The sequence below is a fragment of the Thioalkalivibrio sp. ALRh genome (genome assembly GCF_000381425.1).
Classification (GTDB): Bacteria; Pseudomonadota; Gammaproteobacteria; order Ectothiorhodospirales; family Ectothiorhodospiraceae; genus Thioalkalivibrio.
On the sequence record NZ_KB906519.1, the window covers coordinates 477,617 to 501,588 of the forward strand.

Below are 23,972 nucleotides of genomic sequence, written 5' to 3' on the forward strand. Positions count from 1 at the left end.
GCTTTGTTGTATCATTGGCTGTTTATATTCTATCGAACCTGCGCACTTCCATGAACCAAACGCCCTTCCCGGTACGGGATCGGGCAGGTGAAGGCGCCCGCAACTCGGATTCAGCGCGTCAATAGAGGACCCGGTATGAAACTTGTCAAACTCGTCAAGCTGAACAACCTGCAGTACAACCCGAATCGCGATCCGGAAGTCTACCGGCGCCCGATCAACGAGGAATTCCGGGTGCAGGCCCTGCTGAACGGCTCCGGCACCGCCCAGTGCAAGTTCTCGGTGGAAGGCGAGGCCCTGTGCGAGAGCAGCGTGTCCCTGCCGGGCACCTTCGACTGCAAATTCAGCTTTGATACCGCCGGCACCCGCGTGGGCGACCTGGTGATCGAGGCCAACGGCGAGACCTACCACGAGAAGATCCGCATCGACGTGCTGGAGCACGCCTGGATCGGCTAAGGCCGTGCGATGCCCCGCGCATCCGCATCATGCGGATCCGCGAATCAAAAAGGCCCCGTGGCTAACGCCCGGGGCCTTTTTGATGGGGCGCTCAGCCCCAGTCGTACATGCGGATGAACTCGGGGAGCTTTTCGACCATCTCCTCGCGATCGAAGAAGCGATCGGCCCGCGCCAGGCGCATCTCGTCGCGGATGTCCTGGTCCCCGCCAAAACAGAACACGGGCAGGTTGATCTGATACTCCATGCGCAGGATGCGGATTACGTCCAGCGGGTCGAACACCTCGATCTCGTCCAGATCCAGCAGCAGGAAGCGGTAGAGCAGCACCTCGTTCCAGGCGCCCAATTCTTCCAGATCGGTCACCGGGTGCAGATGCCAGTCATCCGGCAATGCGGTGCGAATCTGCTCGATCATCGCCTGATCCTGGCTCATCAGGATCAGGCGTTTCTCCAGCCGGCGCTGAATGGTCGGTTCGGACATCGGTTCGCCTCGTAAAGCTTTTTGGGGAAGTATCCAGCGGCGTGCAAAGCAGGGTCAGGCGGCGGCGATCCCTCGGTAGAGACCGTCGATGCGCGCGCTGACCTCGTCGACGATCACCGCGTCGAGCTGGCCGTTCAGGCGCGAGCGCACACGCAGGCGCTCCGGCGACTCGCCCACCAGGGTCTCGCGCAGCACGCGATCCACGCTCGGGTCCTCGCACCAAATGCGTGCAATGTGTGTCCCGGCGATATGCAAGCGCAGGCGGCCACAGTGGCCGCGCGTCTCGAAGACATGGTTCTCCCGATTCACACGGATACCGTCGCGCACGGCCGGCCCGCCCTGGCTGTCGGCCAGGTCGGCGAGTTCCTCGCGCCCGGCCGCCAGCCACTCGTCCCATTCCGCGGAACTCGGACGGTAACACCGCGCGGGGGTACTGAAGCGGCGCTCCAGCACCTCGCTCAGGGCCGCCTCCAGACGTTCCGGCGTCGGCGCCGCCTCGGGGCACTGCTCCGCACAATCGGTCATGCCCTCTTCCAGTGCCGGGCGCAGCCATTCGCGGTAGCCGTCGCTTGGGGCATTTACACACGATAGAAAGCGTTCCACCGGGAAGCGGCGCAGGAAGCTAGCGCCGAACACACAACCCTCGTTCAGCGTGGCCGCACCAGTACCCATGATCTTGCGCCCCTGAACCCAGACGTCCTGACCGCGCGCCTCGACGCCTTCCAGCCCCAGCTCGCGCAGCACATCCATCGCGATGCCCAGCCCCAGCGCGAACAGGTGGCGATGGCCACGGGCGAGGACCTGGCGGGGCTGAATCAGGAAGAAACAGGCCTGGTCGGCATCCACCCAGACGGAGCCGCCCCCGAGCGGGCGGCGCACGACCGGCACGCTATTGGCCTTGCAGGCGACCAGGTCCAGATCCATGGCCGGGTCCTGGCTGGCGCCCACGGAGATGTGCGCCTCTCGCGAGTGCACCCACAACACGCGCAACGGCGACTCCGGCGGCGTGCTGCTCGCCAGACCGGTATAGAGAGCGTGGAGTTCTTCCGCGGAGCGGGCCCCGGCATCAATCCATTCCGGGGTGACCGTGGATGCGACCAAGGATCAGTCCTCGGGTTTGTCCTGCTCGGACGGGGCCTCGTCGTCCTTGCCGGGCTTGTAGAAGTAGCGGAAGTAGAAGTCGCTGCGCGAGAGGTCCTCGTACAGCTTGGCACGTTCCTCGACACCCCCGCGCATGATCTCGACCATGGCCATGGCCTGCTCGCCGTCGATGATGTGGATCCCGCCGGTCAGCTCCTGATCAGTGTTCAGGAAATGCGCGGCCAGCTCTTCCGGCTCCTGGATATACACCAGGAACGACTGGCAATCGGGGTCCTCGAGATCCAGGGGCTGCATCACGATCTTGCCCAGCCAGGCCAGGCGCGCGACCTGGTTGAACTGGTGAATATCGAGCTTCTTGCCCTTCTTGTACTTGTTGAGTTCGTTACGGATCTCGCCGATGTTGGCGATCTTCATCGATTTCATGGGGCGTGCGTCCTGCCGCGAATGAACCGGGAGCATAAACAAGTCCAGCCCCCGGCCGTAAAAAAACCCCGGCGGACCGGGGTTCTTGAGAGGAACCCTGGGCTATTAGCTGGGTTCGTTCGCCATCCCTGGCGTTATGCTTCTACCAGTCGAAACCGTCGTCTGCGGGCTCCTCAAAGCCGGCCACCTCGCGAAGGGTATCCTCCAGCGCGCCCGGGACGCGGCGAAGCTGCATGAAGCTGTGATCGCCGAGCATGCGCAGGTCCGGCCAGTGCAGCGCCGCACGGAAACGCATGTGCAGCGCCTCGATATCGCCCCCTTCTACCAGGATCTCGTACGGCACGTAGGCGGTGTGGCGAAGCTCGCGCACGTCGATCGTCTCCAGGGTGTTGAGGTCGGTGGCCTCGGAATCGGCGCCATCATCGGCCCGAATCGCCACGCCGATCAGCGTAGCGTCCGTTCCCGGGATATCCAGCCGGTAGATCTCCGACACGCCCCCACGCCGATCGCCCAGACCGGCATCCAGCTCTTCCAGGGCGGCGCTCCGCGAGCCGTGGCTACCCAGGTCATACGGGGCGTTGAAGCGCTCCATACCAAACGTATAGCGGTAACGCTGCAGCTCCCGCGGGGTCATGCCGTCCTCCGACCCGAAGTGCTGCTCGTCGCCCAGCACCTCCGCCAGCCGCGAACTCACAGCGTTCACCGAGTCATCAATGCGATAGGCATGTCGAAAGTACTCGAGGTTGTTGTAGCTGACCTGAACCCCGCCGTTGGTCGCGGTCACGGCGACGCGTATAGGTGCGATGTACGCCGCCCGATCCTGGGAGCCCGCCACCGCCAGCAGGTCGTCGTGGGTCACCACGATCACGTGCCGGTCGTCACTGACCGGGTACTCGCCGAGGGTCTGGAAATCGGCCTCTTCCAGTCGCTCGCGGACCGTATCCACCTCACCGCTGACATCGGAGCCGGACGTGGTGTAGGCCAGTACCAGGGGCCGATAGACATCGTCCGCCAGCGCCGTGGCGGCCGCGCCAAGGGTCAGCAGACACGCGCCGAAGAACGCGAGAACGGCAGGCACGCGAATGCCTCCGCGCAATGCGTGGATTGCTCGCATGGGATTCTCCTTTTGATTTTGCTAGTTCGAGCACAGGCTCGATCAGGATGCCTTAGACGAAAGGGCCCGGGCCCCACCCCCCGATGGGTCCCGGTGTCCGGCACCGTCCGCACTCCATGGCGGTACCGCCCCCTCCTCCAGGGTCGGCAGCTCATCCCGAAGCCCGCGCCGGGCACCGGTGCGGCCGCTCACGACCGCCCGGGCGCCATCGATCAGAAGCGGTACGCGTACCCGATCTCGAGCTCGTACTGCCGCATCTCGATCTCTACGTCTTGCGCCGGATCAAACGAGTTCGCTCCCCGGACCCTTTGACGAGGGGCGTACATCGCCGCGAAGTTGACCTCATGCTGCCCGAATTCGCGGGTGAAGCCGAAGGTGAAGTGATCTTCCATCACGGCCGGAGCAAGGATGTTGAGTGTGACATCTCGAGACTGGATCGGATTCTCACCACGGTTGTAGCCAACACGCCAGGTCCAGCCATTACCGCCATCAATCTGGGCACCAAACTTGAAGATGTTGACGTCATCCCAACCAAATCCGGGACCACCATCTGCACCAAATTGGGCCTGGTTCGTACTTGGATTGGAGATTGCATCGATCTCCGAATACCGGATCTTCTGATAGTCGGCGGACAGGGTGACAGCGGGCGTAACGTCGACTGAGAAGCCAAGCCCGTAGGTAGACGGGACATCAAACTCGCCCCCATTGGCAAAGAGGCCGGCGTACTTGTCGAAATCACCAGCGCGAATCTTCGAGCGGTAACTCGCACCCACGCGCGCACCCTCCGCCAGTTCCGCCTGAAAACCGATCTGGGCCCCATAACCCCAGCTTGAATCGGTACGGCCACTGCTAAGATTCTCCGGGTCTTCGCTCATTCCGAAGTCACCGAACGTCCCAAGACCCTCGGCACTAAACCGCTGATAGCTGATAATCGGACTGAAACCTACACTGACTCGCCCATCCGCGAATTTTTGCGCGTAGGTAGGGATGATCGCGAGCTGTTCAAGGTTGACCCCGGCCGAGCCGTCACAGAACGGGCCCGTCGTACCCGTCGGAGGGGTCTGCCCCCCCGCGCCCGTAGGACCTGGACAGAAATCGTTCTGGAATGCCGGGTAGTCCGTATTCATCCCACCGTTCCCCAGGAGCGCAATGCCCCAAGAACGATCCTGGTCGATCTGTTGAACAAAAGCGATTGACGGAATGAAGAAGTTGTTGCTGTCGCTATCCACGCTCCCTGGGGCGAGTCCGAATCCTTGCCCTGATGGCATCCCAGACACTTCATATGAACGCTCTGGGCGGAAGTAGGCGACCGATGCGTCGAAGCGGGTTTCCATGCCGGCGATACCGGCGGGGTTGGTGCCGGGTGCGTAGGCGTCCTGGGAGATGGCCATGCCGACCCCACCCATGCCCTTGGCCTTGGTGCCATAGCCGTGCGCGAAATAGCCGTTGGTGGCATTGGCGACGCCGACGCTGCCCATTGCAAGGCCAACCGCGACCGTCACCAGACTGCGGCGAATGATGCGTGCTTCCATGTTGTTCTCCTTTGGTGGTCTTCTTGTTGTATGGCCCGGCACCCCGGTTACCAGCGGCCCCCTTGTATGCCGCCGGTCCAGTTATGTGGTGCAGTGACCGCTCGCGGGTGGACGACCCATCCCCCCGGGAGTTCTTTCGACGGGGCCCCTGAAATATCCCCGCTCGAAACCTGAATATTCAAAACGTCTAATCAACCCCCCTGACGTGCGAAAGCCCCGGAGACCGGGGCTTTCAGCATGCATCGAGTTTTATGCGGACTTTTCGTCCTCGGCCTCGTCGGCGTCGAAGTCGAAGGTGCCGACATCCTCCCCGGCCATCTGCCGCTGGACGAACCCGACGTCCGTCGAGTTGAGGGCAAACGGGAAGGACAGGATGTCCGTCGGGCTGGAATCGCCGTAGGGGCGGTTGCAGGCCGAGACTTCCTCATCCGACTTGCCAGGGCAGCCGGAGGTCTGGAACGGCTTGCCGGAGGCGATCAGTTCGTCGACCTCGGACTGCGGCAGGCCGAAATCCACCACCTGACCATCGGCGTTGAACTTCATGTCGTCGATGCGGCCACCGGCGTAGTCGATCACGAAGCGGCCCAGCTGCACGCGCCGCCACTGGTCGCGCGGCACCGGGTTCCAGTCTTCCATCAGCGAGCCCTCTTCCGGGAAGAAGGCGAACATGTGGTTGTGGCCGCCCAGGTCGCGGATGCGCTGGCAGACCTGCAAGATCTCTTCCTCGGTCTCGCCCATGCCGCAGATCAGGTGGGCGCCGAACTTCTCCGGCCCGAAGATCTCGGCGGCCCACTCGATGGACTGCCAGTATTTGTCCCAGCTGTGAGGGCTCTCAACCGCCTTGCCACGGGTGCGCTCGAAGATCTCCGGCGTGACCGCGTCCAGCGCGACAGTGAAGATATCGGCGCCCTTGTCCCGCAGGAGCTGGAGATCTTCGTAGCTCATGGTGGTCGGGTTGGACAGGATCGACACCGGGATGTGGTTGACCTCGGCGACCCAGCGTTCGAGTAGCTCGACGGTGTCGGCGTCGGAGTTCGGGTGCGTGATCATGGAGATGCACATGCGCTCGAACTGCCCGGCGTCGGCGTGATTCTTCACGCGCTCGATCACCTCGTCGTACTTGGCGGTCGGCCAGTCGACGCGGATGAAGTTGCGATCGGCGTAGTCACGCGATTCCTCGCGGTGGCGCGCCAGACCGCAGTAGGAGCAGTTCGCACGGCAGCCTTCCGGGTAGGTGACCAGCAGGTTCAGGCAGTGGGTGCAGGACGTACGGTGCATGGTGCCCGGCACCAGGCCCAGCGTGATCGCAGCCGCCGTGGACATCTGCACGTACTCCGGCGAACGCATGTCCGGGGTCTTGATGTGATAATCGGGCCGGTAAAAGTTGATCGGCGCGACCATCTCCTCTGCACTTGCACTCATGGAATTCCTCCAGCGTTGTTCACCGGGTGCGGGGCACCCGCCAACCGGGCCTACGCGGCCTGGTCACCATCGTTGAAATACTCGGAAAAAGCAATCCATCCGCGGCGCTGCGTGGCGTCTTCCTGCGCCCGCGGCGTACGCCAGTGTTGATTCAGGAACGCGCGGCGCTTGCAGGCGCGCTCCAGGGCCGGGCCGTACTGATCGCGCATCTCTTCATCGTAATCGTCGAAGGCCTCGGCGTCACCCTCGAGATGCGCAATCGCGGCCTCGCCCGCCGCCTCGCCCGACACCACCGCCGCGGCAATCCCGGCTCCGGTAATCGGATGGGTAAATCCACCGGCATCGCCCACGAACAGGACATCGCCGTCGTACAGCGAATCACGCAGGCCGCCGACCGGGATCGCGCCACCCGTACGGTGACGGATCTCCTCGCCCAGCAGCCCCTGCTCGACGAGCTGGGCATGCAGGGATTCCAGCGGCGTCTTCATGTCGTTGTCGATGCGCTTGTCCGCACCCAGCCCCAGGTTCGCCCATTCGCCCTTGGGGAACAGCCAGGCGTATCCACCCGGGTAGTCGTCCGACAACCAGACGTCCGTCGCGGTATACGGTTTTTTCAGTGGTACCGTGTACTGCCGGGTCTGCACGACCGGCAGCGCGGACAGACCCAGGGACTCGGCCACCGGGGAATGCGGGCCATCGGCGGCGATCAGAACACGGTACTCGACCGCGTGTTCCTGCCCCTGGTGCTTGACGGTCGCCACATGCCGCTCGGCATCCACACGCTGCAGCGGGGTCGAAGTCACCAGCTGCGCGCCGTTGGCCTTCGCCGCCTGGATGATCGCGCGGTCGAACTCGCCGCGGTCCACCATCAAGCCAGGGAAATCGGAGTGCTCCACGGCCCCGGAGGGCAGGAAGCTCTGCATCGAGTCGATGCGCTGCAGCAGGACTCCATCCGCCTTGGCATAGGCGCCCATCGGGTTCGGGATGAACTCGGCACACTGCACCGGCTCGCCGAAGGCCTTGTTGCGCTCGACCGCCAGCACGGACAGCCCGGCCGCCGCGCACACGCGCGCCGCCGAGGCGCCACCCGGCCCCAGCCCGACCACCAGGACATCGACCTTTTCGGGGAGCATTACTGCTGCCTCCCGGCAAGTACCGCGCAAAGGACCTTCATCCCGCCGATTCCTCGGTCTCGGCCATGGCCAGAGCCGACTGAATCGCCGCGATTACGTCCTCGACCGTCAACTGCAGCATCTCGACGTCGCGCTCGGCAAAGAATGCGCGCACACGCTCTTCCATCTCGGCCTGCGGCGTGTCCCGCAGGGCCGCTTCCAGATCGGCGATGGTACGCGCGGGCTTCACGAAGATGTCGCCCGTCAGCCAGAGCTGCTTCAGGCGCTTGCGCTCCGGGTCCAGGGCCACACCGACGCGCATTAGCCCGCCGTCACACTTGAAGATGCTCTCGAACAGCGGGGCATCGGTGGCCGGACGGTTGCGCTGGTAGACCCATTCTTCGGTGTCGATCTCGGCCAGGGCCTCTTCGAAGGACTTCTGCTCCTCGGGCAGCAGATCCAAGGGGGCCAGCTCAACCGCGAACTCTTCCGCAAAGGCCTTGGCAATCGCGTCCTTCACATGGTCCAGATTCGGGCGTTCGCCCAGCAGGGTCGCCAGATTGACCACACGATCGCGCGCCGACTCGATCGCCTTGTTGGAGAGCTTCTCGGCCGGAATCCGCAGAATGCGCAACATGTCCTCGACATCGAACTCGATCAGCAGCGTGCCCTGATACATGATCGAGTCGCCATCGAATGCGCCACCCGTGCCGGAGATCTTGCGGCCTTCGACCTCGATGTCGTTGCGCGGGCGGAACTGCGCGTCGACCCCCAGCGTGCGGATCCCGGCGGCCGCGGCATTGCAGATGCGCGCGGCGATCTGCCCCATGTCGGCCGTCCCGAGAAAGCGCTTGTCGAGGTACAGCTCCCAGCCCAGCTGGGTGGAATCAAAATAGATCGCGCCGCCACCGGTAATCCGGCGCTGGATCGCAATACCGTTTTCCTTGCAGTACTCGGTGCTGATCTCCTGGTCCACATTTTGGTGGAAACCCACCAGCGCGCAGGGTTCGAACTGCAGGAAACGCAGGGTGTGCGGCGACACGCCCTCCTGGTGGCACTCGAGCAGGGCCCGGTTGAAGGCCATGTTCTCCGCCGCCGGGCGCAGGCCAGTGTCCAGGACGCGCAGGGTCTTCTGATCGCGCTCAGACATGGCAACCGCCTCCGGCCGCGACATTGCCCTCGGTCACGATGCGGATCCCGCCGAGGCCCTGGCGCGCCTTGCGTTCCTGCTCGCGACGCCGCGCCTCTTCGGCGACGATCGTGTCCAGGTCGATCTCGACACCGCTCTCGACCGTGGTCCCGTCCGCCATCACCTCGTCGCCCACGGCGATCGAGCAGCAGGCCGGAGTCACGCGGACCTTCTTGCCCAGACGCGCGGCCAGTTCGACCACACCCTCGGCCGGGTGCGCAATACCGGACAGGCCGGCCATCACCGCATAACTATCGATCTGGCTCTTGGCCTCGCCCGGCGGACGCGCGCAGCCGAGCAGCAGCGGCGTGTCACCCAGGCGCTCGCGGGCGTCGTGGAAGAAGCGCCCGACCGCATGCACATCCGGCGTCTCGAATGGGCGGCTCGCCGGGGCGTAAAACGGCATCACGACCACCAGCACCACGGCATCGGGCAGGTGGCGCGCGAGCATCTCCAGCGCGTTCCACTCACCCAGCAGCTTGCCGTAGTGCAGCCCGATCACGATGTGCGGGACCACCTTCATGTTGGTGTTCACCAGGCTCTCGAGTGTCTGCTCGAAGTCATCCACGCTGCGGCGCAGATGGTAGACCTGCGTGATCGTGTCCTGCGCGCCGATCACGTCCATCATCGCCGCGTCGATACCGGCCTGCTCCATCGACGTTGCGATGTCGTCGTCGACCAGCGCCGTATGCAGCGCGATGCGGAATTCGGGAAATTCGTCCTTGATGCGACGAATCGTGGAATAGTACGGGTCGTACTCGACCTCGTTACGGTGGTTCGAGCCACCGGTCAGGAGCATGCCCTGGGCACCGGACTCGATCACGTTGTTCACCTGAGCCCATAGGTCCTCCGGCGTGCGCACCGGGATCATCGGGTCCAGGATCTTGGCCTTGCAATGGTCACAGGCGAGCTTGCAGTCGCCACCGGTGATCGACATCGCCGGCCAGGCGCTCTTGCCGCAGTCCGCCAGTTCACTGGACTGGTACGACTTGAACGTCGGGGTATAGAAATGCACCGATCCGGGATCGGAGCCCCGCTGAACGCTGTGCTGAAGGTCATTCACCAACGCCGCATCGACAGGGATGTCTTCCAGGGGTTCGACCCGCTGGATCACCTCGTTCCAGGTCGTCATCAGCTTGCTCCGGATACCACAGAATCAAAAAAGGCCGCCGAACACTGGGGAACGGCGGCCCGAGGCTCGGTAGGGGCTTAGCAGCCGCCGAAACCGTCTGCTTCCATCTTGGCTTCGAACGCCGCCAGGGCGTCGGAACCGGTCTTCAGGTCGCCGACTTCGCCGTCCCAGTCTTCAGGCTTCAGCTTGATCAGCCAGCCTTCGCCGTACGGGTCTTCGTTGATCAGACCCGGGTTGGCCGCAACCTTGTCGTTGGTTTCGGTCACTTCACCGGTCACCGGGGTCTTCGCCGGACCCACCCACTTGCCAGATTCAACGGTGGTGCAGGACTTGTCCTTCTTCACGGTCTTGCCGACCTTCTTGGGAGTGAAGGACACGATGGTGCCGGCCAGCGAGCACGCGTAGGAGGTCAGGCCCACGGTCGCGGTACCGTCGCTTTCCTTGCGCACCCACACGTTGTTTTCAACGTTGTACATCAGATCTTCCGGAATATCACAACCCCGTACTGCGCCCATGTTTTCCTCCAAGCGTGAAAGTAATAATGCGGGAAAATTAAAACGTTATCGTTTTATCGCTACGCAGAATCAGGTCCGCCAGTTCGCTCGCCCGATTCACTTCATCGACCTCGTCGATGAGATCCGAAGACGCGTCGATTCTATACCCCGGTAAAGCGGGCTGGCAAACGTGCAGGCGCACACCTGCGCGTTTTGCGTCCTGGATAAAATCCTTGATCAACTTGCCATCTTCCATGGCCCGCAGGTCGTCGGCGACCCCCTTCTCCATCAGGCGAACGCCCTCCATGGTGAAGAAGATATAGACGTCCACATCCATCGAGGCCATCACCGCCCCAAGGTAGAACGGCGTCGCACAACGATGCGGCGTCGACGGCCCCGAGGTCATGATGAACACGACCGTCTGCTCGTCGTTGTCCAGATAGTAATCGTTGCCCAGTTCCGCCATCGTTCTCTCTATCGCAGTTTCCGCTGACACTCGATGTCTTCATCTTTGGCGCGCTTGCAGTAGCCCTCCTCGGCCTTGTCGCCGGTCAGAAACTGCTCCAGCGCAACATCCACACCGTCGGTGGCTTCGACACGCGCGATCCACGCATTGTAGGGATCCGAGTTCAGCAGCACTGGGTTTTCCAGCACCTCCTCGTTGCCCTCGACGATCTTGCAGTCGATGAAGTTCGGGATCGGACCGGCCCATTTCCCGCTTTCGATCGTGGCGACCGGCTTCCCGGGCGGACGCCGGGTACCGGGGCGACGCACTCGTACGTGAATGATCTTTCCCGCGATGGTCTGCGAAAGGTCGGTCATCCCCACGGTCAGGGTGTCGTCATCCTCGCGGCGCAGCCAGATCTGAAATTCGTCGTCGTAGAACAGTTCGGGATGAAACTCGCAACCGTTGCAGTCCATGTTTCGCCTCGTTCCTGGCATCGACACAAAAAACGGGCGCCAGGCGCCCGTCTTCTGAAAGTACTACTGGGCCATTCGGGCCTCGAATCAGGGGATCAGATGACCCCCTTCTCCTTCAGCAGCCCGATGGAGTCACTCACGTTCTCGTGGATACCCAGCTTGCGCGGGGACAGCCCCATCGCCAGGCCCAGCAGCTGCGTGAAGTACACCACCTTCACGTCGGTCTTGATGCCGAACTCGGTCTCGGCCCGCACCTGGTGCATCTCCAGACCAGAGTGGCAGGTCGGGCATTCGGTAGCGATCACCTCGGCACCGGAATCCTCCGCCGACTGCAGCAGGTTCAGCACCAGCTGGGTCGAGGTGTCAGAATCCGACAGCGTATGCGCACCGCCGCAGCAGGAGGTCTTAAGCGGAAAGTCCACGTTCACGGCGCCGGCGGCACCCAGCAGGTCATCCATGAAATGCGGCTGGTAACTGGAATCCGAACCCGGGCCATTGTCCTTCTCGGGGAAAATCTGGCGCGGACGGGTGTACATGCAGCCGTAGTAGTTGGCGATCTTGATGCCATTCAGGCTCTTGGTCATCTTCTGCTTGATGCCCTCGGGCCCCAGCTCTTCCATCAGCCACTCGAGCAGATGCAGGGTGCGGACGTCACCGGTGTAGACCGGGTCGTCGGACTTGCGCGCCAGATCCTGGACGGTGTCCATCGCATCCTGGGAGGTCGCGGTCTCGTACTCGGCCTTCTTCAGGTTGTGGTAGCAGCCGTTGCACGGCGCCATCACGGTGTCCATGCCCATCTGTTCGGAGGCAATCGCCATGTTCCGCGCGGACAGATAGGTCTGCAGCATCGGGTGAATGTTCTTCACCTCCATCGCGCCGCAGCAGTTGTAGTCGCGCAGGTTTTCCATCTCGAGTCCCAGCGCCTTGACCAGCACGCGGGTCGAGCGGTCGTACGGACCACCAGAGCCCTCGAGCGCGCAACCCGGATAGTAAGCAACCTTAGCCATGAGCGGCCTCCTTCTGTTCGCGCACGTAATTCTTCAGCACGTCCCCGGTCTTGCCCCAGGACTTGGTGCGCGGCGTATGTACGGTGTTGATGCCCATCGCCATCAGATGCTTCACCGGCAGGTGCTTCATCATCCGGAAGATGAAGATCTTCATCCATTCCTGCACCAGAGGCTGGCCGGTCTTCTTGAAGAAGTTCTGCATCACCTTGGAGTCTTCGATGCGGCCAGTCTTGTAGATCTGATCGGCAAACTCTTCGTCGAAGATCGTGGACGGGGCCTTTTCGGTGATCCCTTCCTCTTCCATCCAGTGCGCCAGAGCCTTCATCACGCCTTCCGGCTTCACGTCCTTCGGGCAGATGTTCGTGCACTTGTTGCACGAGACGCACTGCCAGATGATGTCCTTGTCCTTGACCAGCTCTTCCTTCATGCCCAGGCGGGTGAGGTAGATCCAATAACGCGGATTGAACTGCACGTTCTGCGCATACATGGTGCACGAGTTGGTGCAGGACCCGCACTGCCAGCAACGATGGACGTTCTCGCCACCCGCAAAGCTCTGGATCTTCGTCTCGAAATCGTCGTCGTAATCGCGAACAGTGCGCGGGGCGATCATCGTGTTCCAGTGTCCGGACACGTCCACGCCGTCGACCACCAGCTCGTCGTGTTGCTGGAGGCGCTCGTCCTCGATTAGTGCCTTTTCATGTATTGCCATGACGTCTCTCCGAAAACCTGTGTAGCCAGGCTCAAGTTCGTTCCGTTATTTAATGCAGCGACGCATCGGTTCCTTTCAGGCGACCTTCCGGGGAGTCGATCCCCAGCATCTTCACCGCCAGTTCCAGCGGATCCTGCTTGGCGCCGAACTGGTTGTCGATCATCCCCAGACTCATCGAAAGCGCTCGGGCATAGTCGGAATAGGCTTGCACCCAGACCAGGTCCGTCACAAACGGCAGGTCTCGATAAAAGCCTTCCTCGGCCAGCGCATCGAAAAACCAGCGCCGCGCCCCCTCGATCGAGCCGACCGTATCCCCAATAGGGATCGACCGGAGCGTGTCATTGCCGCGGATGAACTCGCGCAACGCGCCCGTCGTGGTCGACGTATCCCACACCCAACGGCAGGCCAGAGGCACCGCGTCCGGATCCGCGAAGTGCAGGATCTCGGCGCCAAAATCCCAGATCGCCCGCCGAAGCTTCTTGTCGTCAGCCGCAAGATCCGCAAAGTTCGCGAGCCGCTCGTTCACCCCAACATCCGGGCGAACCAGAGTGCGCACACCGTCCACCAGGGCGCCCTGACGCTCGGCCATCAACGAGCCAAGCTTGCGCCGAACCGAGAAAACCAGACCGCCGAGGGTGCGAACATCCTCGGCATCGATCTCGTCCCCTTTCGCGACAATCGCGGCAAACACTTCGTGTTTCGACCGCAGGGCCTCGATAAAAGTCCCCAGCCCGTCGACACCACCCGCCTCGGCGATGGCCTCATTCAGACTGTTCAGCTTCGTCGCAAGGATATCCTTGTCGAAGCTGACCTCCAGCGGCTCCGGGGCCAGCCCCGAAGCCGCTGCGTCGCTGACGACCTCAGCCGGCTTTCGAAACCAGCGCATGCAGGTCCGCAACCGCGCGGCCACCAGCAGCAGCACCCTGCGCGATCGAATCATCGATCGTCTCGGGGCCATAGGCCGCACCGCAGGAGTAAACGCCCTTGCGGGTGGTGCCACAGGTGTTGGTGTACTGCTCGGCCTTCTCGATAAAGCCGTGCTTCTCGAGACCGACACCGAAGACCTGGGAGATTTCCGGGTTGTCGGCGTTCGGATCCATGCCAATGGCGTGCACGACGATGTCGAACGGGATCACGATCGGACGCTTGACCAGGGTGTCCTCGCCCTTGACCAGCAGCCGGCCGTCGCCAGAGGCCGTCACTTCCGCGATACGGGCCTTGACGAACTTGGTTTTGAACTCTTCCTGGGACTTCCAGTAGAACTTGTCTTCGTACAGGCCGAAGGTGCGGATGTCCATGTAGTAGATGAACACGTCCGTTTCCGGCGACAGTTCCTTGATCTCCATGGCCAGGTTGGCGGAGACGGTGCAGCAGATCTTGGAGCACCACTCACGACCGATCTGGCGATCACGCGAGCCCACGCAGAGCAGGATGCAGACCCGCTCCGGCACACGGCCGTCGGACGGGCAGGCGATCTTGCCGGAGGCGACCATCTGTTCCATCTGGGTGGTGGTCAGCACGTCTTCGTACGTGCCAAAGCCCCACTCCGGCTTGTTGATGGAATCGAAATGGGTAAAGCCCGTGGCCAGCACGACGGCACCGGCCTGGACCGATTCGCCGTTGGTCAGCGTGGCGGTGAAGTTACCGGCCTCGCCTTCCAGCTTCTCGACCTTGGCACCCTTGTGCACGGTCGAGTTGGAATCGTCTTCCACGCGCTTGACCATGCGGCCAATGGCGTCCTTGGCCCACTCGCCAGAGGGGACCAGCTTGGCGTAACCCGACAGGATCGGGGCACCGCCCAGGACGTCTTCCTTCTCGACCATCACGGCCTTGAAGCCGGCCGAGGTGACATTGGCGGCGGCGGCCAGCCCAGCCGGGCCACCACCCACTACTAGAACAGTATCTTGCTGCATCAGACTTTGCCCCCGTAAGCGAGCTCAGGATTGTAGAGGTATTCGATATTGCCGGCCTCGACTTCCTTCAGGTATTCCTGGAAGGTTTTCTTGGCCTCGTCCCAGGAGATTCCCATCTTCTCGACCAGGTCTTCGCAGGGCGATGCGTGCCACTGCAGCTGGACGATCTTGAACGGATCCGCGCCGCAGGCCAGGGCTGCGAACTGGACTTCCGCCATGATCGGAATCTGGAAGTTCTGGTTGTGGGCCTTGCCGATCCACTGGTTCTTGTCCATGGTCGTGACGCAACCGGTGTCGTTGGCCAGCATCACGTCGGCATTGGCTTCCTCGCGGGCCACGCGAATCTTGCGATCCATCGTGAACGAGCGGGTGAACTCGCGCTCGGAGATGATGTGGCGGAAGCCGAAGCCGCAGCAGTCGTACCAGGTGGAGTAGTCGATCACCTGCGCACCCAGGGCCTGCGCCGTGGAGGTGATGATCGCGGTACGGTTGCCCCCCAGCACGGACGGGTCGTAGACCGCGTCTTCGTGGACCATCTTGTAGTAATGGCAGGCCACGTGGGACGTGGTGCGGATATTCGAGACGTCGATGGTCTGGAGCTCGGAGGCGATACGGTTACGCATCACGTGCACCCACTCGGAGTAGTGGATGATCTCTTCCGGGATGACCAGCTTGCCGTCGACCAGGCGACCCAGCTTCCCAAGGATCTTGGTGACCTTCTCGCGCAGCTCGGCAGACTCGACCAGATACTTGCGGATCTCCTTGTAGTTACCGAAGGAGGTGCCACAGTGGACGAGCGGGAAGAAGTGGCCCAGCTCGTGGCCGTGCTGCTTGCCGGATACATAAGACTGGTGGAAGTTACGCAGGAACACCGCGGCCAGCGATTCGACGTTCCCGATACCGGAGCCGTGGTAGTTCCACGCGGTGCAGGAGGTCTGGTCGGTCTCGTCGAGGTAGTCCTTGCCCGGCTCGAAGCCGAACTTGTTCATGAACCACAGCAGCGAGGTCGGGTAGCCCGGGATGTTCCCGCACTGGCCACAGGACTTGTGGTGCCACAGCTGCTTGGTCGGGACCTTCTTCTCCCAGCCGAACAGGGTGTTCACCGAGATCGGCTCGTGTTGGTCCTCGATGCGGTGGATGATGATCTGGCCGTCTTTTTCGAGCTCGTACATGTGCTCGCGGACGTCATCCATGCGGTCACCGAGGTCGACCGTACGGCGGTCAACGTGCTTGCGCACCCAGTCGGTCGCCTTGATGGCATCTTCCTTGGACAGGTCGGTCGCCTGGAAGAAGGAACCGTGACCGGCGATACCCTGACCGTCGGTATTGTGGAAGCCGGGCTTCATGGTGCCAGCACCGGCACCTTCGCCGTTCTGGTTGTGATTGCCTGGGGTCTGTTCACTCATAACGCTTCTCCTGATGTCCTGGAGTGGAGTCGGAAACGGGACGACTTATTCGTCGTCTTCCTCTTCCTGCTCCTCGAGCCAGTCTTCGTAGTCCTCGCGCTTCTCGTCGATGAAGTCTTCGATCACGTCGAAGAGGTTCTCGTCCATCAGCTCGAGGGACTTCAGCACCCCGGTCATTTCCCAGATGGTGTACATCTCGACCGAAGTCTTCAGGGACACTTCCCAGGCGGTCTCGACCGTCTGCAGCGTCTTCACCGGAATCGCCTTGCGCAGGATGCGCAGGTCACCTTCCACCTTCTGGATATTGGGGCCCCAGTCGGGGAAGTGGTCGGGCTGGATCATGTCGGGCGACAGCTGGTTACCCGTGGTGATCAGCTTCAGCATCACGCGACCGAACGGGCGGAGCACGTCCTTCGCGGATTGCATTTCGTGCTTGATGGCCACTTCGCGCATGATCGCGACCAGGCCACCAGGGGAATTCTTGAACGGACAGCGAGCGGCGCAGGTCATGCACTGAGCGCAGGCCCAGATCTTTTCCTGCATCGCGTCGTAGATCTGCTCGACGTTTTCGGTCCACAGCAGCTGGACGATCTCGCGCGGGGAGTAGTCATAGAACTGAGCAGAGGGGCACGTCGCCGTGCAGATGCCGCAGTTCAGACAGCCGTTGAGTTCGTGGTCGTAGCGAAAATCTCCGCGGATGTCGTCGAAGATTTGCTGCATCTCAGCGTATGTCGCCATATGTCACCTCTTCGCTGTTGGCGAGGCAGGTTTCTTTGAGAACCTTGCTCAGCCAGCCTAGACCTCGTCCAGGCACCTATCCAGTTACCGCATGGCAACCGTCGTTTTTCAGGAATCGGGGCGGTCGATCCTTGCGGATCGCCGCCCCGTTTCAGGCACTTAGAGACGCCTTAGGACTTCTTCACGAGGAAGTAGAACTTGCCGCCTTCTTCCTTGTGTTCCATCAGCTCGTTGCCGGTCTGCTTGGCGAAGGCCTGGAAGTCCTTCACGGCACCCGGATCGGTGGCGATGATGTGCAGAACCTGACCGGATTCCATGGCCGCCAGGGCCTTCTTGGCGCGCAGGATGGGCAGCGGGCAGTTCAGGCCGGAAGCGTCGAGTTCTTGGTCAAAGTTGGCCATGGTGTGTCTCCTTTAGTGCGTTACCAAAATCAGTTGGGTGCTGAGGTACCAATCGTGGCGGTTCGGGGACCACGACGATCGAACCCTTGCCAGCCGAATTCACCCTTATAGGGGAAACGGGATCGGAATACAACCGAATTCTAATCCGGGGTGACGACCGACTTGCCGGCCTGAGCCCACGCCACGATACCGCCACGCAGGCTGTTTGCGGTCTCCAGCCCTTGCTGCGCAAGAAACGCGCAAGCCTGGGCGGAACGAGCGCCACTCTGGCAGTACAGGACCAGCGGCGTGTCGCCTCCCAGAAACTCGTCCTTGCGCAATGGCAGAACCGTCAGCGGCACCAGCTCGGCGCCAGGAATCACGCCGCGGGACGTCTCGCCAGGGGAGCGTACATCGACGAGCCGAAAGGACTTGCCTTCCGTTCGCCACTGCTCGAGGTCGTCGGCCGTAATCTCCGAGAATCCGTACATGCGTCCCACTCCAAGTGTGCTGAACCGCATCTGCCTGCCTCGCTCGCGGGCCTCGACAGATGGCACCGGTCACGAAGGATGGGCGCGGAGAATAGCGAAACGGACCACAAATGCAAACTTGTCCGACGGTCGGCAGGTGGTTTGTTCTCTCGCGCACAGAAGTCGTGCTATCGTTCCGAGTTGAAGGAAAGACTGATGGACGCACCCGACTCTCGGGCGGGCTCGTCCAGACGATCAACCCCCTGATTCATTCGCGGAGGACTTTGCGGTGGACAAGAGCGAATTCCAGGTCAACGGCCACTACGCCGTGACCATGAAGGACGAAAACGGCAAGCTGCGCCCGGCCAACATCTACGTGCACAGCATGGAAGACGAATACATGATCGTGCGCCGCACCTCCGGCGGTGACGTGGGTCTCCTGTTCAAGCTGAAGTACGACGACGTGGTCAAGATCGTGCGCACCCACAAGGTGCTGGACCGCAAGAAGTTCATGATTCCGGAAGCGATGCTCAAGCCGAAGCTCTGGGAAACCCGTGACAGCATGCGCACCTACTCTTCGGCTCCGGGCCTCGGCAAGTAACCGACCCCGCGATGCCAAGACCCTTCGGAGGCCGGCCCCAACGGCCGGCCTCCGTCGTATGAAGACACGGCTTCTCACGCTACTTTCGACCCTGCTCCTGGTACTCACGCTGGGGGCTCCAACGGTTTCGGCCTCCGGGACCGCCCTGCCCGATCTGGGCGAGGCCTCCGGTGGCGTACTGACCCCCGCGGAAGAGCGCGAGCTCGGCCGCTCACTGCTTCGAGAGATCCGACGGTCCCTGCCACTGGTGACCGATCCGGAAGTTTCCTTCTACGTCGACTCCCTTGGCCGGCAGCTGCTCGCCAATGCCCCTGACGCAGATGGCCCGTTCTACTTCCTGACGATCGACAACGGTCAGGTCAACGCCTTTGCGATGCCCGGCGGAATCATCGGGGTGCACTCCGGACTGATGCTCGAGGTGCGCGACGAGGCCGAACTGGCGGCCGTCATGGCCCACGAAATTGCACACGTCACCCAACGCCACCTGGCCCGAATGTTCGCGCGCGGGCGCGAGGTCAACTTCACCACCGGCCTGGCCATCCTCGCCGGGGTCCTGGCATCGATGGCGGATCCCACCCTGGGCTCGGCCATCATCACCGGCGGTGTCGCGGGCGGTATCCAGCAACAGATCAACTTCACCCGCGCCAACGAGGCCGAGGCCGACCGCGCCGGCATGCGCATACTGGCCAGCGCCGACTTCGACCCGAACGCGATGGCGGATTTCTTCGAGCGTCTACAGGAACTCTCGCGCGGCGTTGGCGACGCGGTGCCCGAGTACCTGCGCACCCACCCGGTCACGCTCGACCGCATCACCGACGCCCGCAATCGCGCGGCCGGCCTGCCGGCGGTCGATACGCGCAACCGCGGCCCCGAGTTCCAGTGGATGCAGGCCCGCACCCGGGCCCTGAAGGACCCGCGCCGTGCGATCGAGATCCATCGCGGGGCCTCGGACCCGGCCCCGCACCAGATCTACGGCGCAATGGTGGCTCACCTGGAGCGCGGCGAACTGGACCGCGCCGCCGAACGGCTGGAGGAAATCCCGGTCGAGGAGGCCCCCGGGATGACGCTGGAGCTGGCGCGCGTCGCACTGGAGCGCGAACGCGGCAACCACGAAGCGGCGCTCGAGATCCTGAATGACCTGGACGCGGTCTACCCCGGGCACCCGGTCATCCGCGAAGTGCTGGCCCGCGTGCACCGAGATCTCGACAACCCCGACCGCGCCATCCGCATCGTCAACGAGATGATCCGCAATGAACGCGCGCCCAACCCCGAGTTGCTGCGACTGAAGGCAGACATCGCGGATGGGGCCGGCTATATTGCGGTCAGCCGCGAGGCCATGGCGGAATATTTCTTCCACCGCGCGCAATACGAAGAGTCAGTACGCCAGTTCGAGGCCGCCATCGAAGCACGCGATGCCAGCGAGCGCGATATCCAGCGGATCGAGGACAAGCGCGACACGGCCAAGGAAACCGCGCGGCAGGCGCGCGAACAGCGCCGCTAGGGTGACGCCGCCCCCCACGAAGATTCGGGGCTCGGTCAAGGGCAGACATCAGCATCCGTCACGGCCAGAAACCGGGGAATCCGGTTCTTGAGGCGCTGCGGGCTGACTACGGCTTCATACCAGCCGGGCGTCGCGCCGGTCGGCAAGGAAGCTCCATACCCAGGGAATGTTCCACAAAGAAATAGCGTCTAGATTGCTGCTTCGAGAAACCCAAAAATCACAATAAACTACTGTAGAGAGAGGTAGGACCCTCATGCATATCTCACGCCGCGAATTCATGCAGCTGCTGGCCGCCGCCAGCGTGGCCGGCTTCCCCCTGGCGGGCTGCGCCAAGGCCACCAATGGCAAGTACGGCACCTCGGGAGACCCGTACGACATGCTGGATCGCTTCGGCAATGTGCATCTGCTGCACTACACCGACTGCCATGCGCAGCTCAAGCCGATCTATTTCCGCGAGCCCAACGTGAACCTGGGCGTAGCCGATATGCGCAACCGCCCGCCGCACATCGTCGGCGAGCACTTCCTCAAGCACTATGACGTCGAACGCGACAGCATCTTTGCCCACGCCTACACCAACCTGAACTTCATGGAGGCGGCCGAACAGTACGGTCGTGTCGGCGGCTTCCCGCAGCTGAAGACACTGGTCAAGAAGCTGCGCGACTCGCGCCCGAACTCGCTGTTGCTGGACGGTGGCGACACCTGGGGTGGCGGTTCGGGCACCGCGCTGTGGACCAATGCCCAGGACATGGTCGATGCACAGAAGCTGCTGGGTATCGACATCATGACCGGCCACTGGGAATTCACCTACGGAGCCGACCGTGTGGAAGAGGTCGTCAACGGCGATTTCGCCGATGCCGGGATCGACTTCGTCGCCCAGAACGTGCGCGACGTGGACTGGGGCGACCTGATCTTCAAGCCGTACGTGATCCGCGAGTTGAACGGTGTGAACGTCGCCGTGATCGGCCAGGCGTTCCCCTACACCCCGATCGCCAACCCGCGCTGGATGGTCGAGCAGTGGTCGTTCGGCATTCGTCCGGACGATATGCAGCGCCAGGTCAACGCCGCGCGCGAAGAAGGCGCCGAGATCGTGGTCGCGCTGTCGCATAACGGCATGGACGTGGACATCAAGATGGCGGGCATGGTCGAGGGTCTCGACGCGATCATGGGCGGTCACACGCACGATGCCGTCCCGCAGCCGCTGCCGGTAGAACGCCCCGATGGTGGCACCTGCCTGGTGACCAACGCCGGCTCCAATGCCAAGTTCGTTGGCGTGCTGGACTTCGATTTCCGCGACGGCGAGATCAAGGACTGGGAATACCGCCTGGTCCCGGTGTTCGCCAACCTCCTGGACGAAGATCCGGAGATGGCCGAGTTCGTCGACAGCATGCGCAGCCAGGAAGTCACCTACGACGGCGACACCTTCAACATGGAAGAGAAGCTCTCCGAAGAGCTGGCCGTGGCCGAGGACCTGCTGTTCCGTCGCGGCAATTTCAACGGCACCTTCGACCAGCTGATCTGTGATGCGCTGATGGAGGTCCACGATGCCCAGATCGCGTTCTCTCCGGGCTTCCGCTGGGGCACCACCGTACTCCCGGGCATGCCGATCACCTTCGAGCACATCATGGACCAGACCGGCCTGACCTATCCGGAGACGACCCGCAACGCCATGACCGGCGCGCAGATCAAGGACATCCTGGAAGACGTCGCCGACAACCTGTTCAACGCCGACCCGTTCTACCAGCAGGGGGGCGACATGGTCCGCGTGGGCGGCCTGCGCTATGCGATCGATCCGGAAGCCGAGATCGGTAGCCGCATCTCCGAGATGGAGCTGGGCGGCGAGAAGATCGATCCGGACAAGGAATACGTCGTCGCCGGCTGGGCCAGCGTCCAGCAGGAGCCGGCGGGCGGTACCGGCACGATGATCTGGGACAACGTCGCCGAGTACCTGCGCAACCAGTCCGACGGTGTTCGCATCAGCAAACTCAACGAGCCGAAGGTCAAGGGCATCGGCGAGGACAACCTCGGCTATGTCCCGACGACCGAGGACATGTACCGTCCCTCCTGATCCTGCCGCAGGTCCAGGAACGAGAAAGCCCCGCGATCGCGGGGCTTTTTTGTGGGAGATTGCCGGTCTTACTGATTGACCCAGCGTCCCTGCGCATCCCTGCACGCCGTACCGTTCACCGTTTCCGGCTGTCCGTTCATCGTCGTCTGCACCTGGTACTCGCGGCAGTCCTGCCCGGACGCCTGATAGGTGCGCGTGGGGGTGGCCTGATACTGGTACCCGGTATTGGGGTTCTGCCAGGTGGATGCCCGATGATCCGGATTGTGTTCCAGGGCATGCGAGACCTGCTGGCGATCGACCTGGTCCATGGTGCGTCCAACGGAGCCGCCGATCGCTGCGCCGGCCAGCGTACCCGCGATGATCGCCGCGGTCCGCCCCCGACCACCGCCGATCTGGGAACCAATGACGCCGCCGGCCGCACCACCGATCACTGCACCGGTCTGCTGTTTGGTGGGCGGCGTCTGGCAACCGGCGAGCAGAAAGGTCACGCTCGCCACCGCCGCTAACAACACTGTCTTCTTCATCTCTGCCTCCGTTGCGCGGCCACCGGACCGCACTGCACAACTGCATCATTCAAGTTAGCGGCGAAGACCTGAACGCTGCGTGAAAATCCGGGCACGCAAAGCCGGCGGCTGAATGTGACCTCCAGGCCGCAAAACTTCCAAGCCGTTCAAAACACGTATGAGAAACCTCGTATTCATGTCTCAGAATCGCCCCCCTCCGCTGTCGCTTTCAGGCATCCCTTCCTAGACTGTCCTCCGGTAAAAGACACCCCCCGGTGAAGTGAGGAACGTGACCATGATCAAGAAGATATTCGCCACAGCCATTGTTGCCAGTGTGTTCGTAGCCGGCCCGGTGATGGCGCAGTCCGCCGGCGCGGGCGCCAGCGCCAGTGCCCCGCAGGGGAACCCCAGCTCGCCGGTCGCCGGTGGCACCCCCTCGGGTGGCATCTCCGCAGCCGCGCGTTCGGAACCGGGCGCGGTGTCGCGTATTGCGACCCGCTCCGGTCGCCTGGTGGGCCTGATTGCCTCCACCGGTACGACTCCGGGTACCGGTACCACCCCGGGCACGGGTACCACCCCCGCTACCGGCACTCGGTAACGAACGCCCATGCGAACCAATTCGCACTTCCTTCGCGAAGGCCGCCTCCGGGCGGCTTTCGCATGTCTGGGCCTTGGAGTTTTCGTGAGCCTGGTCACGGGCTGCGGTAGCGGGGGGCCCACGCCGCTGGGGGCATCCCTGCAAGGCATGGTCACGGGCGGGCCGGATGTGAGCTCCCGGGCAGAGGAGATTCCCTATGCGTCGCTCGCGGTTCGCACCGAACACCATCAGGGGTTGCTGATCCTTGGGGCCCTCTCCGACGAACACACCTTCTGGCCGAGTGCCGAGGGCCTTTCGCTGCAGCTGCGCGACGGGGGGCTGTTTGCCACGTCCGGTCTCGAACAGGACCTTCTGGGAACCCACCACCCCGATGCCGATGCCCCCCCCTGGCGCCAGGCAAGCCCCGCCACCTACCAGGTCGAACGGCATGTCCGCGCACCCTCCGGCGCCATTGTCCGCCATGTCGGCGAGGGCACCCTGGACTGCGGGACTCGCACATCGCGGGACCTCCCCCTCGTGACTCTGGAACTCGAGCGCTGCCGCGAGCGTATCGACTGGGAAGGTGCCGGAACGACTCGCGCCGATTTCTGGCGTGACCCCGAAACCCGCGATCTATGGGCATACGACGGCCAGGCCTGGCCGGATGGTCCCTCGATCGCCTGGCAGGTGGCTCGCCCCTGGTGGTAGCCCTCGCAGGAGGCATGATGCAA

General features: G+C 62.9%; 27 protein-coding genes. 6 read left to right on the plus strand and 21 right to left on the minus strand.

All coding sequences use genetic code 11. From position 1 onward, the window contains the following. The first annotated feature begins 135 nt into the window (after nt 1–135). Nucleotides 136–453: a hypothetical protein gene (locus tag F791_RS0102275; RefSeq protein ID WP_012982063.1), complete on the plus strand. Its 318-nt coding sequence runs from the start codon at nt 136–138 to the stop codon at nt 451–453. A 91-nt stretch (nt 454–544) separates the two neighbouring features. Here the strand turns inward: F791_RS0102275 and F791_RS0102280 are convergent, their stop codons facing one another. The 20 genes from F791_RS0102280 to F791_RS0102375 all read right to left on the minus strand — a co-directional run bounded on the left by F791_RS0102280 (nt 545) and on the right by F791_RS0102375 (nt 18,015). Next, nucleotides 545–931, minus strand: coding sequence for a hypothetical protein (locus tag F791_RS0102280; RefSeq protein ID WP_018174698.1), 387 nt, complete (start codon nt 929–931; stop codon nt 545–547). Nucleotides 932–985: 54 nt separating this feature from the next. Beyond that, nucleotides 986–2,032, minus strand: coding sequence for a lipoate--protein ligase family protein (locus tag F791_RS0102285; protein WP_012982061.1), 1,047 nt, complete (start codon nt 2,030–2,032; stop codon nt 986–988). 3 nt (nt 2,033–2,035) lie between these two features. Beyond that, entirely contained in the window at nt 2,036–2,455 is a 420-nt protein-coding gene (locus F791_RS0102290) for a hypothetical protein (protein WP_012982060.1), read from the minus strand. Nucleotides 2,456–2,597: 142 nt separating this feature from the next. Next, nucleotides 2,598–3,569, minus strand: coding sequence for a hypothetical protein (locus F791_RS0102295; protein ID WP_019592121.1), 972 nt, complete (start codon nt 3,567–3,569; stop codon nt 2,598–2,600). A 212-nt stretch (nt 3,570–3,781) separates the two neighbouring features. Beyond that, on the minus strand, nt 3,782–5,101 hold the full coding sequence (locus F791_RS0102300) for an OmpP1/FadL family transporter (RefSeq protein ID WP_018993701.1): 1,320 nt from the start codon (nt 5,099–5,101) through the stop codon (nt 3,782–3,784). A 249-nt stretch (nt 5,102–5,350) separates the two neighbouring features. After that, entirely contained in the window at nt 5,351–6,523 is a 1,173-nt protein-coding gene (locus F791_RS0102305; RefSeq protein WP_018174695.1) for a radical SAM protein, read from the minus strand. 50 nt (nt 6,524–6,573) lie between these two features. After that, on the minus strand, nt 6,574–7,656 hold the full coding sequence (locus F791_RS0102310; RefSeq protein ID WP_019592122.1) for an NAD(P)/FAD-dependent oxidoreductase: 1,083 nt from the start codon (nt 7,654–7,656) through the stop codon (nt 6,574–6,576). 37 nt (nt 7,657–7,693) lie between these two features. Continuing rightward, entirely contained in the window at nt 7,694–8,785 is a 1,092-nt protein-coding gene (locus F791_RS0102315) for a biotin/lipoate A/B protein ligase family protein (protein WP_038056957.1), read from the minus strand. Further along, entirely contained in the window at nt 8,778–9,956 is a 1,179-nt protein-coding gene (locus F791_RS0102320; protein ID WP_018138335.1) for a radical SAM protein, read from the minus strand. The genes F791_RS0102315 and F791_RS0102320 overlap by 8 nt, the downstream gene beginning before the upstream one ends. A 77-nt stretch (nt 9,957–10,033) precedes the next feature. Beyond that, entirely contained in the window at nt 10,034–10,471 is a 438-nt protein-coding gene (locus tag F791_RS0102325; protein WP_081601199.1) for a glycine cleavage system protein H, read from the minus strand. Between the two features lie 37 nt (nt 10,472–10,508). Beyond that, nucleotides 10,509–10,916 carry a DsrE family protein gene (locus F791_RS0102330; protein WP_018138337.1) on the minus strand — a complete coding sequence of 136 codons (408 nt, stop codon included), beginning with the start codon at nt 10,914–10,916 and terminating at the stop codon, nt 10,509–10,511. An 8-nt stretch (nt 10,917–10,924) separates the two neighbouring features. Next, nucleotides 10,925–11,371, minus strand: a complete 447-nt coding sequence (locus F791_RS0102335; protein ID WP_018138338.1) for a glycine cleavage system protein H — start codon at nt 11,369–11,371, stop codon at nt 10,925–10,927. Between the two features lie 95 nt (nt 11,372–11,466). Beyond that, on the minus strand, nt 11,467–12,378 hold the full coding sequence (locus tag F791_RS0102340) for a CoB--CoM heterodisulfide reductase iron-sulfur subunit B family protein (protein WP_018138339.1): 912 nt from the start codon (nt 12,376–12,378) through the stop codon (nt 11,467–11,469). Next, on the minus strand, nt 12,371–13,087 hold the full coding sequence (locus F791_RS0102345; RefSeq protein WP_018138340.1) for a 4Fe-4S dicluster domain-containing protein: 717 nt from the start codon (nt 13,085–13,087) through the stop codon (nt 12,371–12,373). Before F791_RS0102345 ends, F791_RS0102340 begins: the two co-directional genes overlap by 8 nt. 49 nt (nt 13,088–13,136) lie before the next feature. Then, complete coding sequence (locus tag F791_RS0102350; protein WP_038038661.1) at nt 13,137–13,973, minus strand: hypothetical protein; 837 nt, start codon at nt 13,971–13,973, stop codon at nt 13,137–13,139. Continuing rightward, entirely contained in the window at nt 13,948–14,976 is a 1,029-nt protein-coding gene (locus F791_RS0102355; RefSeq protein WP_018138342.1) for an FAD-dependent oxidoreductase, read from the minus strand. The genes F791_RS0102350 and F791_RS0102355 overlap by 26 nt, the downstream gene beginning before the upstream one ends. Nucleotides 14,977–14,999: 23 nt before the next feature. After that, nucleotides 15,000–16,406: a heterodisulfide reductase-related iron-sulfur binding cluster gene (locus tag F791_RS0102360; protein ID WP_018138343.1), complete on the minus strand. Its 1,407-nt coding sequence runs from the start codon at nt 16,404–16,406 to the stop codon at nt 15,000–15,002. Between the two features lie 45 nt (nt 16,407–16,451). Continuing rightward, complete coding sequence (locus F791_RS0102365) at nt 16,452–17,126, minus strand: 4Fe-4S dicluster domain-containing protein (RefSeq protein ID WP_017941141.1); 675 nt, start codon at nt 17,124–17,126, stop codon at nt 16,452–16,454. Nucleotides 17,127–17,314: 188 nt separating this feature from the next. Beyond that, nucleotides 17,315–17,545, minus strand: a complete 231-nt coding sequence (locus F791_RS0102370) for a sulfurtransferase TusA family protein (protein ID WP_012982044.1) — start codon at nt 17,543–17,545, stop codon at nt 17,315–17,317. Nucleotides 17,546–17,685: 140 nt separating this feature from the next. Then, entirely contained in the window at nt 17,686–18,015 is a 330-nt protein-coding gene (locus F791_RS0102375; protein ID WP_018138344.1) for a rhodanese-like domain-containing protein, read from the minus strand. Between the two features lie 268 nt (nt 18,016–18,283). Between F791_RS0102375 and F791_RS0102380 the strand changes: the two genes are divergently transcribed. From F791_RS0102380 to soxB, 3 genes are all read left to right on the plus strand, one after another. After that, on the plus strand, nt 18,284–18,595 hold the full coding sequence (locus tag F791_RS0102380; RefSeq protein WP_012982042.1) for a hypothetical protein: 312 nt from the start codon (nt 18,284–18,286) through the stop codon (nt 18,593–18,595). 58 nt (nt 18,596–18,653) lie between these two features. Further along, a complete protein-coding gene (locus F791_RS0102385; protein WP_018138345.1) occupies nt 18,654–20,096 on the plus strand; it encodes a M48 family metalloprotease in 1,443 nt (480 codons plus the stop codon). Between the two features lie 253 nt (nt 20,097–20,349). Continuing rightward, nucleotides 20,350–22,161 (plus strand): thiosulfohydrolase SoxB, encoded by a 1,812-nt coding sequence (gene soxB / locus F791_RS0102390; RefSeq protein ID WP_019592124.1) that lies wholly within the window; start codon nt 20,350–20,352, stop codon nt 22,159–22,161. A 68-nt stretch (nt 22,162–22,229) separates the two neighbouring features. Here soxB and F791_RS0102395 read toward each other — a convergent pair whose 3' ends face one another. Continuing rightward, nucleotides 22,230–22,685, minus strand: a complete 456-nt coding sequence (locus F791_RS0102395) for an RT0821/Lpp0805 family surface protein (protein ID WP_018138347.1) — start codon at nt 22,683–22,685, stop codon at nt 22,230–22,232. A 274-nt stretch (nt 22,686–22,959) separates the two neighbouring features. Here F791_RS0102395 and F791_RS0102400 point away from each other — a divergent pair, with 274 nt between their 5' ends. After that, a complete protein-coding gene (locus F791_RS0102400) occupies nt 22,960–23,262 on the plus strand; it encodes a hypothetical protein (RefSeq protein WP_018138348.1) in 303 nt (100 codons plus the stop codon). Nucleotides 23,263–23,409: 147 nt separating this feature from the next. Then, nucleotides 23,410–23,949, plus strand: coding sequence for a YjbF family lipoprotein (locus tag F791_RS0102405; RefSeq protein WP_018138349.1), 540 nt, complete (start codon nt 23,410–23,412; stop codon nt 23,947–23,949). Nucleotides 23,950–23,972 lie beyond the last annotated feature (23 nt).